This window comes from uncultured Ruminobacter sp., from assembly GCA_902764345.1.
Lineage (GTDB): Bacteria > Pseudomonadota > Gammaproteobacteria > Enterobacterales > Succinivibrionaceae > Ruminobacter.
This window is the reverse complement of sequence record CACWVT010000031.1, coordinates 1-14,051: the sequence shown is the minus strand read 5'-3', so window position 1 is coordinate 14,051 and position 14,051 is coordinate 1. Positions and strand designations below refer to the sequence as shown.

The window sequence follows — 14,051 nt, the reverse complement described above, 5'->3', positions numbered from 1 at the left end:
AGGCCCCGCACCGGAAGGTGCAGGGCCTTTGAATTATTTATAGTCAGTCTGGCTCGACTTACTTATTCTGCTGAGCCTGAATTGCGGTGATTGCAATGGTATATACGATATCGTCAACCAAAGCACCGCGGGAAAGGTCATTTACAGGCTTCTTCATACCCTGAAGCATAGGTCCGATGGATACCAGCTTGGCTGAACGCTGTACTGCCTTATATGCAATATTACCGGTGTTCAGGTCTGGGAATATGAATACTGTAGCCTTACCTGCAACAGGTGAGTTTGGAGCCTTGGAGGCAGCAACATCAGCCATGATTGCGGCGTCGTACTGTAACGGACCGTCGATTACCAAATCAGGACGCTTGGTCTTGGCAATTTCGGTAGCGGTACGAACCTTTTCAACATCTTCACCCTTACCTGAGGTACCGGTTGAATATGAAAGCATTGCAACACGAGGTTCAATACCGAAAGCCTTAGCGGTATCGGAAGACTGGATAGCGATTTCAGCCAGCTGTTCAGCTGTAGGATCAGGATTGATAGCACAGTCACCGTATACCAGAACCTGATCAGGAAGCAGCATGAAGAATACTGATGAAACCAGTGATGAACCAGGAGCGGTCTTAATAATCTGAAGAGGTGGTCTGATGGTATTTGCGGTAGTATGCACAGCACCTGATACCAGACCGTCAACTTCATTTCTTTCAATCATCATGGTACCGAGAACAACGTTGTCTTCAAGCTGTTCACGGGCAGCTTCAGGAGTTAAGCCCTTGCTCTTACGAAGTTCAACAAGACGTTCAACATAGTTTTCACGGGAAGCAACCGGATCAATGATTTCTACGCCTTCACCGAGAACAACACCCTGCTGAGCGGCAACGCGCTGAATTTCTTCAGGATTACCAAGAAGCACCGGAGTTGCAATGCCTCTGGCGGCACAGATTGCAGCTGCCTTAACTGTACGAGGTTCATTACCTTCAGGAAGAACAATACGCTTTCTTTCTGCTCTTGCACGTTCGGTGAGCTTATAACGGAATGCGGCAGGGCTTAAAAGTCTTACATGAGCATTCTGCTCAGACTGAGTTTCAAGCCAGTTCTTGTCAATAAATCCTGCAACATAATCGGCAATAAGATTGATTCTTTCAGCATCATCAGCAGGAATTTCAGTATTGAAGTGCTGTAAGTCAATGGCAGTCTGCCAGGTATGATCTTCAGTCTGAAGAATAGGAAGACCGGTAGCAAATGCCTGCTCACAAAGCTTCTTTACCCTTTCATCAAGATTGTAACCGCCGGTCAGAAGCAGAGCACCGATCTTGGTACCGTTCATTGCGGCAAGTGCAATTGAAATAATGATATCTGATCTGTCACCTGAAGTTACGAGCAGTGAACCAGGCTTGATATAGTCAACCATGTTCTGAACGTCACGGGCACAGAAAACGACTTCTGACAGACGACGGGTTGCAAGTTCACCTTCATTTAATACCTGACACTGTAAATAAGCAGCCAGATCGCTTGCACGTGCTGCATTCAGTGACGGATTCCAAGGAATTGAAGCCAGAACCTTAGCAATATCGTCAAGATTCATGTCGCTTAAGTCACCTGAAGGCTTGCCCACTTCAAGCTGAGTAGGAACACCGTGAGAATCAACACTTGCACCTACCTTATTGATTACACAGCCGAGTACTCTGTTCTGTGCACCTTCGGCATAGGTATTTACGGCCAGTTCCAGTCTTTCACGGATTTCCTGAGCGCCACCATTGCCAGGCTGAGTTACGAACACGATGTCAGCATCGATACCGCTGGCAATCTGCTTGTTTAATCTGTTCGCAAACGGATGCTTTTCAACAGGAACAAGCCCCTCAACGATAATTACGTCAGCTCCGCTCGCAGCAGCATGATTTTCAAAGTTGGCAATAATTTCCTCAAGTAATGTTGAATCGTCACCTGAACTCAGTAAAGTTTCCATACGGGAAACTTCGATTGGTTCTGGAAGATCAAGATCTGTACCGGCCTTAATAACTGCGGTACTTGCTTCCGGTCCGATATAGGAAGGCTTTGGCTGTGCTACCGGCTTGAAGAAACTGACCTTAACACCTTCTCTTGCAAATGCTCTTACAAGACCTAAACTGATTGAAGTTACACCCACGCCGGTTCCAATGGGTATAAGCATTATAGTATGCGCCACTTGAGGAATCCCCTTTCTACTTGTAGTAGATTTTTTCAGTAAAAAAACAAACCGTTTTGGTTAACGGTTATCCGAGCTGTCATTCCACCAAGCTTTACCGGTGGAAGTACTGTCATTTATCAAAGATCTGATACCAATCAGTGATAAAAAATAATATGTGTTATTTTACTCTCTGAATACCAATCTCGCAAACTACAATATAAATGAATGGTCATTTTTAAACAAAAATCACTTTGTGTCCGTATTCAAATAAGCAAATACATTTTTGAACTGAATGCATCATTCCTTATACCTCATAAATCACCAGTTCACCTTTACGGATAATGACTGTAAAATTATGTGAAAAATCATCACTCTCCTTACAGGTTAGTCGGATGGCGGACATCTCCGCGGGCTTACGCAATGACAACCATCGGATTTGAGGTAATTATGGGAATTTTTCACGTCTGGCATTCAGGTATCATGTATGCAGGGCTCTGGCCTGATCAGCCGATACTTGACAATGTGTTCAGAGAAGGCCGTGTAATACGCATTCTGCGTAAATCAGCTGACATTCTTCCACCTGTTCTGGCCCTGACACTGATATGGTCTTACTGCAGCGGATCCATTCTGCCCGAAAGCTTCAGATACATTCCCTGGATCGGTACCGTCGTAACAGCCGCAAACTGCGTGCTGATTCCGTTGTCAGGATACTGGTGGCTGGGCAAAAGAGCTGAACGGTTGCTGTCAGGCAAATCCCTGTCCTGGTATCAGAACATTTGCGCAAAACTAAACATAACGGCTGAGCTTGCTCCTAACGGTTTAAGTCTGGCCGGGGTTCTGAAAAAAGCCTCCCGGGATCGGGAACTCTTTAAAAGAATAACGGATGAAATGTAGCGGACATAATATTTCAGGCTGTCGCGAAAATCCTCTAAACTGCCGTAAGCAGAAAACATACCCTCTTAATCATTCTTTTTTTCAAGACGGAGAACAATGAATGTCCCGTCTTTCACACACCATTTTACATCATGACCACAAAGACCTACACCATATATACGATCATCAGAATGAGCGGCTCTGTAGGCCGGACGGGGATCCTGAGCAAGAACTTCCTGAATAAGATTTCCGAACTCTGCTATCCCGGTCTCTTCAATCTGCCTCAGAGCCAGATCCGTAAAACGCACCTCCTGCATTTTCGGTGCTTCAGGAGCAAAACCGCTGACAGCATCAGGAACGGAATCAACGAAACAGATATAAGGTTTAATATCCACAATCGGTGTTCCGTTCACCATATCTGCCCCTTCCACAACGAGAGACACATGACCGCTTACGTTGTTTACCTTTTTTAACCGAACCACTGAAAGTCCAAGTCGGTTCGGTCTGAACGGAGATCTGGTGGCAAAAACGCCTTTGTACTCATTTCCGCCAAGTCTCGGAGGACGAACCATAGGCCTGAATTCCTCATCATCGGAGTTTCTGTCAAACAGAAAACTTATCCACAGATGTGAAAAACCGTCTATACCTGCAAAAGCCTCTTCTCTGTCATAGGGAGGATAGAAATGTATTTCAAAATGACCATGACTGATTAAGGAACTCTGTCTCGGTACGGCAAACTTTTCATCGAAAGGAGTTTCAATGTAACCAATGGCCTTAACAGCAATCTCTTTTGAATTACTGCTGCTCATGAGCCTCTTCATCCTCTTTCACGTAAATAACCCTGGCATAGCAGGAGACGCTACGCAGACAGGCTGGCGTATCGTCAAGCGTGATACAGGTGCTGTAAACCAGACCGTTACCTTTTTTACTGAGAGCAAGAGCTCTTGCATCTGCCTTAGCTTCCTTTTCTGTCGGTTCCGGCTCATTTTCCTTCATCTTGCAGGAAATGCCTTCAACAGTTCCTATATCCTCATAATTTAGCTCCCTGAGCTCACTATTGGTATATATCTTCACCTTTGACAGCTCGAAATAGGATATTACATTATCAGGATCCAAATTGGACTCAAACGAAAAAGACGAACAACCGGAAAGAATAACAAAAGAAACTACAGATAAAAGTCTTTTTAACATTGGAACGAAATGAAGTAATTGAATGAATGTTTTGGAAAACCACAAAGGTTTTGGTGGAGCTACGCGGGATCGAACCGCGGACCTCTTGCATGCCATGCAAGCGCTCTCCCAACTGAGCTATAACCCCTAAGAACAGGTGTTATTTTATAGACCACCTCATATTCTGTCAAACCTTTTTTCTAAAAAAAATTAAAATTGTATTATTTATAATCAATTTATCCATAACTTGACATAAACATGTTCAAAAAGAACACGGAGCTATTATTTTAAGCTAAAGAAAACTATCAAAATACAATAAAAAACATTCCGACGCCACCTTAAATAATCATGTGCCGTATCGGAAATTTGTATATTCAGAATTCCGTATGTATGTTTTTTACGCAAAACAACTCAGAGCGTACTTTGCTCCAAATAATAGTTTGCATTTTAAAATAAAAATAATTAAAATTAGCTGTATCTTCTGCGGGCGTAATTCAATGGCAGAATGAAAGCTTCCCAAGCTTTACACGCGGGTTCGATTCCCGTCGCCCGCTCCAAAATAACATACACACATTTCACTTTTCCCTCCATACATCAACATTATTCCGACTTGCAGTGTAAAAATAATTTATTTTATGATAATTTACACATGGTTACCGGAGTTAAAAACATTTTCGATGTTTCTTAATCCATGACTACAATTTGAAACGCAATTATCTCAGGTATATACACATGAACAAGAACTTAATAGAAAGAGATCATGAGATTCTTACCGTGGAAGAACTCCTTTCCTTAAGAAAAAAAGCCAAAGAACACGGCTTAAAGGTCATCATGACTAACGGGTGTTTCGACATTCTTCACTCCGGACACGTTACCTATCTGAAGGAAGCCAGAGAACTTGGTGACATTCTGATAGTTGCTGTAAACACCGATGCATCCGTATCAAGACTTAAAGGACCTACCAGACCAATCAACAATACGGAAGAAAGAATGACAATACTTGCCGCACTTCATTCCGTTGACTGGGTTGTACCTTTTGATGAAGACACACCAAGAGAACTCATAGCCAAAGTTCTTCCTGACATTCTGGTTAAGGGAGGCGATTATAAACCCGAAGACATCGCAGGATATCATGAGGTAAAGGCAAACGGCGGTGACGTTAAGATTCTGTGCTTCAAGAATGGCTGCTCAACCACCAACGTCATAAAGAAAATCAAATCTCTCGGCTGATAACGCCAAACAGAACCGATATAAAGAAGAAAACGGCATTTGTATAAACAAATGCCGTTTTCTTCTATTTGTTATCCGTATGGATTAAACCGGATTACCAATCCTTGGAAACCCTGTCAAGCATAACGTACAGAGCCTGAGCCAGTGAATCTTCACCGAAAAAGTTTCTGATGGCAGGAAAATCTTCAACGGTGGCGGCAATATACTGCTTTTCTTCGTTATCTATAAGAGTCATACGCTGACATACAAACTTGTCATTTCTGGTTTTAAACAGTTTCAGATAACCGAGACGACGGTCATCCTTGTTATGTCGCTCTTCCACATTACAGATTTGCCATCCCTTGAAAGTGATGTCTATCTTTCCGTCACGCTTTACAACTTCATCAGCAGGCAGGTCAGACAGTTTCTTGCACAAATCCGGACGTTCCTTTATTAACGCATTTCTATGATCTTCCTCGGTTACCTTACCAAGGCCGGCAGATGATGAGGAATCCCCGTCCTTGCCTAAAATCTTATCAAAAAGCCCCATTTCAAAAATCCTCCCCCGATAATCTCTTTACACTATCATAATGTTCTTCCTGAAACAATAAAACAGTTAGGTATTTCGGAAGCCCTATCGATGCACGCCACGTACATCTCCATACATAATGCCAATTATCTTTAGATAATATAACATTATTTTATTGAGATGTACTGAATTAAAGTGCAAACAGAAAAAGATTTTGCTATCTAAATATAGTTTTGCTTCTTTTTTGTACACACCTATCTAATCAGGCCTGAATTAACTGCCTTTAGATCATCCTCTGAAAGAAGGCCTGAAGTATATCTCAGATTCAGCCAGCTAAGAATGTAAGTATATCTGGCACTAGCAAGATTACTCTTGGCGTTGTAAAGATTTTCGGTGGCATCCAGAACATCCACAATGGTTCTTGTACCCACGTCATACCCTGCTTCAGTGGCATCAAGAGCACTCTGAGCCGAAACAACGGTCTGAGCATAAGCTCTGACGGTTCCGATGGCGGCATTTATGTTATTGTACTGGTTGTACAGTGATGTCTGTACTGAACGATGTGCGTTTTCAAGGCTCTCACCGGCGGCAACATAATTAAGTTTAGCCTGCTCAACCCTGCTGGATACAGCCCCGCCGCTGTATAAAGGCATGTTAAAACTCAACCCGACTACACCGCTGTTGACAGTACCATCTTCCTTACCAATGGTATTCTTCTTGTAATCGGTATACTCAGTTCCCAACTGACCGTAAAGATCAAGAGTCGGCTCATGACCGGTCTGAGCAAGACTTATCTGATCCTTTGCAATTTCCTTCTCGAGCATCTTTGCCTGAAGATTAATATTGTTCTCCTCTGCAGTTTTCAGCCATGATGAAGAGCTTCCGTTAACCCCGGGAGTAGAAAATCTTGAAACATCCAGTTTGGAAAGATTTCTGTGCTCCATACCGGTAAGCTGACGCAGGTTCTCATATTTGTTGGACAGATTGTTTTCGGCAATAATCACCTGAGCTGAAGCGAGGTCATAAGCAGCCTTAGCCTCCTGGACATCCGTATTAGCAATTAACCCGACGGAATATTTCTGATTTGATTCATCGTAATGACGCTTAAGCGCATCCATGTCGGCCTTTTTAAATTCCAGCATATCCTGAGCCTCAAGCACGCCGAAATAAGCCTGTGCTGTTCTGAGGATGAGTCCCTGAAGGCTGTCGTTATATGTCAGATCCATTACGGTAGCCTGTTTCTGCGCAATGGAACTGTTAATGTGATTTGAATGTCTCCAGATTGCCTGCTGTAATGAAACATTACCTCCGGCAACAAAAGCTGTACCGGTGTCATTCCTGTTTGTCTTCTGATAATGTGCATCACCTGACAGGTTAATCTGAGGCAGCATTGCCGCATCAACCTCATTGATAGCCTCACGTACCGCATCCCTCTGAGCCTTAATCTGAAGAACAACAGGATCCTTAACAAGAGCCACACCGTATACGTCCATGAGATCATCCGCACATGCGGCACCTGATAATACTGAAGCTAATACTGCTGACCACACTAATGATAAGCGCATGACTTTCCCCCAAAAATCTGTAATCAATCCTCTGCCATTATACTAGAAACGCTGAAATGAAACATGTTTTTATAGTATCAATTTCCGCATATCCGTCGGCAATTTCATATTTTTGATTATTACGCCGGGGATAACTAATATTACCGGCCGACGATGCACGGTACATTATACATACATTCACGTCGGTTTGTATATAATCAATTCTCTCTGCAAACCGAATATCATCCAATCGCCTGTTGACACGCCCGGACGTTGCGGTATGCTTCGAAGATGATTTTAGGAACGGGGGTGGGTTTTCTCGTAGATCTTGTGCATTCTGCTCTTGGCTACATGAGTATATATCTCGGTAGTCGTCATTGAAGAATGCCCCAGAAGCTCCTGAATGGATTTTAAATCCGCACCATTATCAAGAAGCTCGGTTGCAAATGCATGTCTTAATGTATGCGCCGAAACGTTTCTCACTATTCCGACCTTTCTGACGAGTTTCTTGATATGCAGAAAAAGGTACTGTCGAGTAAAAACCCGACCTGTTTTAGGATTAATAAAAACTTGAGTTCCCCGGTATTCTGGAATCTGTTTTTCCGCCATCAGCTCCCGAAGTTTCGAAGTATAAAGATTCAGAACCCGAATCTGTTCATCGGACACAGGCACCTGACGTTCCTTACTGCCTTTCCCTTTGATTTTAAGAAACTGACTTTCATAATTTATCATGTCGTACGACAGATTCATTACTTCGCTGGAACGAAGACCGGAACCGTAAATAAACAGCAGAATGCATTTATCCCTGAGTTCGTCCAGCGTCTCCTCCCCAAGTTCATGGAGCATCTTCATTACTTCCTGATGAGATATTACCTTGGGAATTCTCTGTCCGAGTTTAGGAGTTGACACATTCTCCAGCGGATTATCCATCCTCAGACCTTCAACCCTCAGAAACTTCATAAAAGAACGTACGGCATTGATGGATATTACAGTTGTGGTTTCCTTATGTCTCAGTTCATCAACGACATAGGCCAAAAAGGCCTCGAAATCGTCAACGGTAAAATCGGTAAAAGTCACATTTCTGCCGGAAAGAAAATGCATAAACGTCTTAAGCTGGTACACATAGGTATTCACGGTAGCATCTGACAGACCGAGTTCACCTCTGACATACGATCCGTAATTATCCAGAATCTTATCAACCGTCATAAACCCCCCGGGACTCAATTTACGCACATACCTGCAGGCTATAGACCTCTGCACCTACGCAGGAATTCTGCGTACGTACTCAAAAGTATATATCCGCCGACATAAATATGACTGAGCGGACTCACAAAAATGAATTAATCTTCAACATCGGCAAGATAGCCTTTTGTTGCCAGCCATTCCCTTCTGTCTGCCTCTCTCTTATTCTTCTTTGAAAGCAGCATATCCATGATACTGAATACGTTCTTTTCATTTGTTTCATCAAGAGTGAGCCTTACGAGACGTCTTGTCGCCGGGGCCATTGTAGTTTCCTTCAGCTGAGCCGGATTCATTTCACCCAACCCTTTGAATCGGGTAACCTCTATATTACCCTTGCGTTTTACACTTAACTTCTTGATAAGGCTCTCCTTTTCCTCCTCATCAAGCACGTAATAACTCTCAGTCCCCTGTACCACTCTGAATAAAGGAGGCATTGCCACATACAAATGTCCCTCCTCTATAACCTTTGGAAAATGTCTTGCAAACAGAGCACAAATGAGAGTACCTATATGCAGACCGTCCGAATCGGCATCTGCCAGAATGCAGATTTTGTCATATCTTAATCCGCTTAAATCATCGGAAGAAGGATCCAGACCAATAGCTACCGATATGTCCTGTATCGTATCTGATTCGAATATTCTTGCCGTTTCCACATCCCATGTATTGAGAATCTTGCCGCGAAGCGGAAGAACCGCCTGATATTCCCTGTCCCTAGCACTGTTTGCTGAGCCACCTGCGGAATCCCCCTCCACCAGGAACAGCTCCCCTCTTGAAGGATCCGTACTGGTACAGTCCTTAAGCTTACCGGGAAGAGTCGGTCCTCCGACAACCTTCTTCCTGTTAACGGTCTTGGATGTCTTGGTTCTGGCTGAAGCTCTGGCAATACAGATCTCAGCAATGGCATTTGCCGCTTCTATATTGGCATTAAGCCACAGGGTAAAGCTGTCCTTAACAGCATTTACAACCAATGAGGCACATTCCCTGTTTGAAAGTTTTTCTTTTGTCTGGCCTGCAAACTGAGGCTCAGGAATCTTTACCGACAGTACAAATGAAATGTTGTCCCATGTATCATCGATTGTAAGGGTAACATTCTTAGGCAGCATGTTATGTATGTCGCAGAATTCCTTTAGCGCACTGTTAACAGCCTGTCTCAGGCCGTTAACATGAGTTCCTCCAAGCGGTGTCGGAATTAAGTTAACATATGACTCGGCAACGGTTCCGGATGATTCACTCATCCACACAAAGGCCCAGTCAACAATGGAATCTTCCAGCTGCATGTGCCCGGCAAATGGTTCCGGGGAAGGAACGTAGGCACATTCACCCAGTGCCGTAACCAGATATTCCTTCAAATCTCCCTTAAAACACCAGCAGTATTTTTCATTTGTGATCTCATTGAAGAAGGTTATTGTGAGTCCGGGACACAAAACAGCCTTAGCCTTAAGCAGGGCTATCATTGAACTTACCCTGAAATTGCTTCTTTCGAAATAGGAAGCATTCGGCTTGAAACGGATTTTGGTTCCTGTGTTTCGTTTTCCCACTTCACCGATTACATGCAGATCCTCAACCTTGTTACCGTCGGCGTAGCCTATCTTATACACCTTTCCGTCGCGTCTTATTTCTGCTTCAAGTTTTTCGGAGAGTGCATTAACAACACTGACACCGACACCGTGAAGGCCGCCGGAAAACGAGTAATTACGATTTGAGAACTTACCGCCGGCATGAAGCTTTCCGAATATCAGCTCTACGGCAGGAACCTTTTCCTGAGAATGAATGTCAACAGGCATGCCTCGACCGTTATCGGCAACCTCAAGAGACTGATCCTGATACAGAACCACGTCAATTTTGGTAGCATAACCGGCAAGAGCCTCGTCCACGCTGTTATCAATAACCTCCATGCCCAGGTGATTTGGAGAGGAGGTGTCCGTATACATTCCCGGACGTCTGCGAACCGGATCCAGACCTTCAAGCACCTCAATCGAATCGCCGTTATATTCATCTAAAATATCTGTGGACATCACTATCACCTGAAATAAAAATGGTTTACCGATAATTCTGCTGTTTATGCCTAACGAACGCCTTTATACTGAATCAGTCAGCAGGCTGCGCATGCAGCGTGGCATTAAATATAATTTTACTGGAACACGACCGCTGAAAAGCATTAATCGAAAGCCCGGTCGTACCTGAAGTCATTATAACATACAGGATTATTTGAAAGAAAAACGCCGTTAAATAATTACCGACGTCTTTTTCAGAGAATCAGCTTCTTAAGAATCTGATGATTTCAGGAAGACAGAATTCATAGTGATCAAACTGGTGACATCCGCCATCCTCAATGTGCACAAGTGCGGACCTTCCCAGCAAAACACTGGCATCAACGTAATCAAGAACCTCATCCCCTCTCTGGAGATATACAGCCAGATTTTGCGGATTAATTTCATAGGATTCCGCTATTTTTCTTGCATCGGCAACATGCTGATCATTAACCTCAAATTCGTCACCAGTATATACGTTAATCTGTCTACCCTTAACTGTTTCAAGATAATTCCACGGATATACGCACGGATTAATCAGTACGGCCTTCAGATTATACTTTGCGGACAGATACATTGACAGGAAACCGCCCATCGAACTGCCGATGAGACAGACCCTTACCCCCTTGTTGAGATACTTCTCCACCAGACCGCACATATCGCTGAAGGCTTCGGCAGGAGTATTCGCAAGATCCATGGCATCAAATGACAAATCGACCTCATAATCTCTGATGTAATCCCTTGTCATGGTAGCCTTTGCAGCTCTGGCGGAGGATTTAAAGCCATGTACATATAAAACTACGGTGTCATTCATTTTAATATCCGCCTATTGCAAAATCTGGTCTGAACATTTCGAACGGAAGCCTGTACACATCCGTTGAAATTCCGCCGTCTGGAGTAAATGTCAGATAACGCCACCCCGGCCCCTTGCTGTCCAAACCAAAATTAAAACTCAAAGGTTCGAACTGAATACTTGTTGACGGTGATGAAATAAATCTTACGCCATCTTTGACAAAATCGGTCTCCTGATGAACATGCCCGCATAAAACCAGTTTCACCTGAGGATAACCGCTGATTAACGACAGAAGCTCTTCCTTATTCCTAAGCTCATGCTGATCAAGCCAGGCGCTGTTCACCCTGTATGCATTATGATGAAGGCACACAACGGTATGAAGCTCAGGATGATTATCAAGACACAGTCTCAGATAATTAAGCTCTTCCGGGGTAATCCAGCCGAAAGGTGCATTGTATACCTGAGTATTAAGCAGGACAAACTGCCATCTGCCCACGATCACGTTTTTGGCAGCACTAATCCCAACAGTTGGAAAGACACGGGCCATCTTTGGGCCGTCATCATGATTTCCCGGCAACCAGAAAACAGGCTGACTGAATGATGCATGCATCATTTTGGCAAAATTCACATAGGACTGCTCAGAATAATCCTGAGCGATGTCTCCGGTGGTAATGATTAGGTCAAATTTTCTGTTTTGTCTGAGCACGGCATCAATTACGGCCTGAAGACTCTGGGCCGTATTAACACCTAGAAAACCTGTATTCTGATCTGCGAATAAATGCGTATCAGTAAGCTGAAGAATACTGAATGCTCCGTCAGCTCTAGTCGGCTTTACATATTCTTTATCAAAATCTTGCACTGATAATCAAATCCTATTTTGCTTGTCTGAAGTCTCGGATAAAAACCGACTAACCATTCAGACCAACGCATTAACGGAAGTCTCAAAGTTTTCCGTAACGGCAGAAATTTCAACATCCCGGACTCGTAACCGAGAGCCGCCGTCCGATATCACCTTTTCCGTAAACGTATGTTCCCCGCAAAAACATTCCAACTTCAGATTCATGCCGGTACCAAAACTCATTTCCGAACGGTTTCGAAAAATGGCATTCCGGAATTCCAAAGCCATAATCAGTTGTTCAGCTATCGACGTACTGCAAATGACAAATTAGTGACCTAATTCTTTTGAGCGGTCAAAAATAATTTTATATATATTTATAATAAAAATCGCAAAAATCAATCAAATAAATCAAAAATGTATTTTTGATTTTATAATTTTTGAACAATCACACACTTATCAAATTTTCTTTTCCGATAAGAATTTCCGCCTTATTTCGTCTTTATGAAGAGCAAGATACTGAATCCCGACAATGACTATCGCATTGCAAAAATCTCCGTTATCAAGCATCTTCATAATCTCAGGGAAAGGCACTGCAAAAACCCTGATATTCTCATGTTCCGACGCAAGTCCGTGCACACCGCCGGCCTTTGAGGCATCAACCTTGCCGATGTACAGATCTATACTTTCGGTAGAACCGCCAGGCGTGGTAAAAAACCTGGTTGCAAACACTGCATCGGTACACTCCACTCCGGCCTCTTCCCTTACTTCCCTCAGTACGGTTTTCAGAGTATTGTTTCCATCCTTCTCGTCAACAATTCCGGCCACAACTTCCAGCAGCCAGGGATTCTGATCTTTTCTTATTGCTCCGGAACGAAACTGTTCGATAAGTATAACCTCATCCCTTACAGGATCATAAGGAACCAATGCAGCGGCATCACCTCTTTCAAAAATTTCACGGGACATGGGACCGACGATCGTGCCATCAAAGGCCTCATAGCTGACTGTATAAAGGTCCATACCAAAAAAACCCTTATACAGTGATTTCGTTCCGTGTAACGTATATTTCAAATGTTGCCGCCGCATCAATTTAACCTTTAATAACAAAACAAATACCGAATAAACGGCTTTATACCATATTACGAATTATTCGATGTGCTGATTTTACATACAACCAAACGAAAAAATTGTGAAAGAAACTGTTTTTATAACAAAAAGTCCGTGATTTACTGAAAGAAGCAGTTTTTCCACCATGTATCAGCATGTATAAAACGTTTAAAATTTAATCTATTTAACATTTTTATCAAATATTTATTACATTCTATATACTTTATACGACTCATGCAAAGTCTGATTTATGCCTTATAGGCAATTATTCATATTTTGACTATTCACTGAACAGATCTGGATTCTTCGGCGAATCATCAACACGAAGTGTTAAACACATACCTCATTTGACAGATGTGCTGTGACTTTCATTCAATCAGACCTCTGACAAATACAGGATCCGCATAAACGGAGTGAAAATTTAACTATAATCATGAAACTTCAGCTTACTACATATTTTCTCAACTTTCCCACATGATTTTGAGTGGAAAAACATAGCGCAACCTTAATCCATGCGGTTTAGGTGTTTTTTAAAAACATGTATTGATTTTTATGACA

Annotated in this window: 11 protein-coding genes, 2 tRNA genes and 1 pseudogene; 3 read left to right on the top strand and 11 right to left on the bottom strand. The window is 43.0% G+C overall.

The window, feature by feature from the left end; genetic code table 11:
- Positions 1-58 precede the first annotated feature (58 nt).
- A complete protein-coding gene (gene pta, locus QZU58_RS06580; protein WP_294462805.1) occupies positions 59-2,179 on the bottom strand; it encodes a phosphate acetyltransferase in 2,121 nt (706 codons plus the stop codon).
- Between the two features lie 402 nt (positions 2,180-2,581).
- Between pta and yfbV the strand changes: the two genes are divergently transcribed.
- On the top strand, positions 2,582-3,055 hold the full coding sequence (gene yfbV / locus QZU58_RS06575) for a terminus macrodomain insulation protein YfbV (RefSeq protein WP_294495772.1): 474 nt from the start codon (positions 2,582-2,584) through the stop codon (positions 3,053-3,055).
- Positions 3,056-3,120: 65 nt separating this feature from the next.
- Here yfbV and tsaA read toward each other — a convergent pair whose 3' ends face one another.
- The 3 genes from tsaA to QZU58_RS06560 all read right to left on the bottom strand — a co-directional run bounded on the left by tsaA (position 3,121) and on the right by QZU58_RS06560 (position 4,352).
- A complete protein-coding gene (gene tsaA / locus QZU58_RS06570; RefSeq protein ID WP_294495771.1) occupies positions 3,121-3,843 on the bottom strand; it encodes a tRNA (N6-threonylcarbamoyladenosine(37)-N6)-methyltransferase TrmO in 723 nt (240 codons plus the stop codon).
- A complete protein-coding gene (gene rcsF, locus QZU58_RS06565) occupies positions 3,830-4,150 on the bottom strand; it encodes an Rcs stress response system protein RcsF (protein ID WP_294495770.1) in 321 nt (106 codons plus the stop codon). The genes tsaA and rcsF overlap by 14 nt, the downstream gene beginning before the upstream one ends.
- A 126-nt stretch (positions 4,151-4,276) precedes the next feature.
- Positions 4,277-4,352, bottom strand: a tRNA-Ala gene (locus QZU58_RS06560).
- Positions 4,353-4,687: 335 nt separating this feature from the next.
- Between QZU58_RS06560 and QZU58_RS06555 the strand changes: the two genes are divergently transcribed.
- Positions 4,688-4,761 (top strand) — tRNA-Gly (locus QZU58_RS06555).
- A gap of 241 nt (positions 4,762-5,002) precedes the next feature.
- Positions 5,003-5,434: pseudogene (gene rfaE2, locus QZU58_RS06550) on the top strand (D-glycero-beta-D-manno-heptose 1-phosphate adenylyltransferase); the annotation flags it as partial.
- A gap of 94 nt (positions 5,435-5,528) precedes the next feature.
- Here the strand turns inward: rfaE2 and QZU58_RS06545 are convergent.
- The 7 genes from QZU58_RS06545 to QZU58_RS06515 all read right to left on the bottom strand — a co-directional run bounded on the left by QZU58_RS06545 (position 5,529) and on the right by QZU58_RS06515 (position 13,472).
- Positions 5,529-5,963: a hypothetical protein gene (locus QZU58_RS06545; protein WP_294495769.1), complete on the bottom strand. Its 435-nt coding sequence runs from the start codon at positions 5,961-5,963 to the stop codon at positions 5,529-5,531.
- Between the two features lie 233 nt (positions 5,964-6,196).
- Positions 6,197-7,507 carry a TolC family outer membrane protein gene (locus tag QZU58_RS06540; RefSeq protein ID WP_294495768.1) on the bottom strand — a complete coding sequence of 437 codons (1,311 nt, stop codon included), beginning with the start codon at positions 7,505-7,507 and terminating at the stop codon, positions 6,197-6,199.
- Between the two features lie 276 nt (positions 7,508-7,783).
- Positions 7,784-8,692, bottom strand: a complete 909-nt coding sequence (locus tag QZU58_RS06535) for a tyrosine-type recombinase/integrase (RefSeq protein ID WP_294495767.1) — start codon at positions 8,690-8,692, stop codon at positions 7,784-7,786.
- A gap of 134 nt (positions 8,693-8,826) precedes the next feature.
- On the bottom strand, positions 8,827-10,743 hold the full coding sequence (gene parE, locus QZU58_RS06530) for a DNA topoisomerase IV subunit B (protein WP_294460203.1): 1,917 nt from the start codon (positions 10,741-10,743) through the stop codon (positions 8,827-8,829).
- A 241-nt stretch (positions 10,744-10,984) separates the two neighbouring features.
- Positions 10,985-11,572 (bottom strand): YqiA/YcfP family alpha/beta fold hydrolase, encoded by a 588-nt coding sequence (locus tag QZU58_RS06525; RefSeq protein ID WP_294495766.1) that lies wholly within the window; start codon positions 11,570-11,572, stop codon positions 10,985-10,987.
- Position 11,573: 1 nt separating this feature from the next.
- Positions 11,574-12,410, bottom strand: a complete 837-nt coding sequence (cpdA, locus tag QZU58_RS06520) for a 3',5'-cyclic-AMP phosphodiesterase (protein WP_294495765.1) — start codon at positions 12,408-12,410, stop codon at positions 11,574-11,576.
- Positions 12,411-12,845: 435 nt separating this feature from the next.
- The gene (locus QZU58_RS06515) at positions 12,846-13,472 is read right to left on the bottom strand and encodes an NUDIX domain-containing protein (protein WP_294495764.1); all 627 of its coding nucleotides are present in this window, start codon (positions 13,470-13,472) and stop codon (positions 12,846-12,848) included.
- Between the last annotated feature and the right edge of the window lie 579 nt (positions 13,473-14,051).

What these genes read in the sequence shown, in the direction of transcription:
- yfbV (WP_294495772.1), top strand. Translation starts at nt 2,582, where the DNA reads ATGACAACCATCGGATTTGAGGTAATTATGGGAATTTTTCACGTCTGG.
- QZU58_RS06540 (WP_294495768.1), bottom strand. Translation starts at nt 7,507, where the DNA reads ATGCGCTTATCATTAGTGTGGTCAGCAGTATTAGCTTCAGTATTATCA.
- QZU58_RS06525 (WP_294495766.1), bottom strand. Translation starts at nt 11,572, where the DNA reads ATGAATGACACCGTAGTTTTATATGTACATGGCTTTAAATCCTCCGCC.
- parE (WP_294460203.1), bottom strand. Translation starts at nt 10,743, where the DNA reads ATGTCCACAGATATTTTAGATGAATATAACGGCGATTCGATTGAGGTG.
- tsaA (WP_294495771.1), bottom strand. Translation starts at nt 3,843, where the DNA reads ATGAGCAGCAGTAATTCAAAAGAGATTGCTGTTAAGGCCATTGGTTAC.
- QZU58_RS06535 (WP_294495767.1), bottom strand. Translation starts at nt 8,692, where the DNA reads ATGACGGTTGATAAGATTCTGGATAATTACGGATCGTATGTCAGAGGT.
- QZU58_RS06545 (WP_294495769.1), bottom strand. Translation starts at nt 5,963, where the DNA reads ATGGGGCTTTTTGATAAGATTTTAGGCAAGGACGGGGATTCCTCATCA.
- QZU58_RS06515 (WP_294495764.1), bottom strand. Translation starts at nt 13,472, where the DNA reads ATGCGGCGGCAACATTTGAAATATACGTTACACGGAACGAAATCACTG.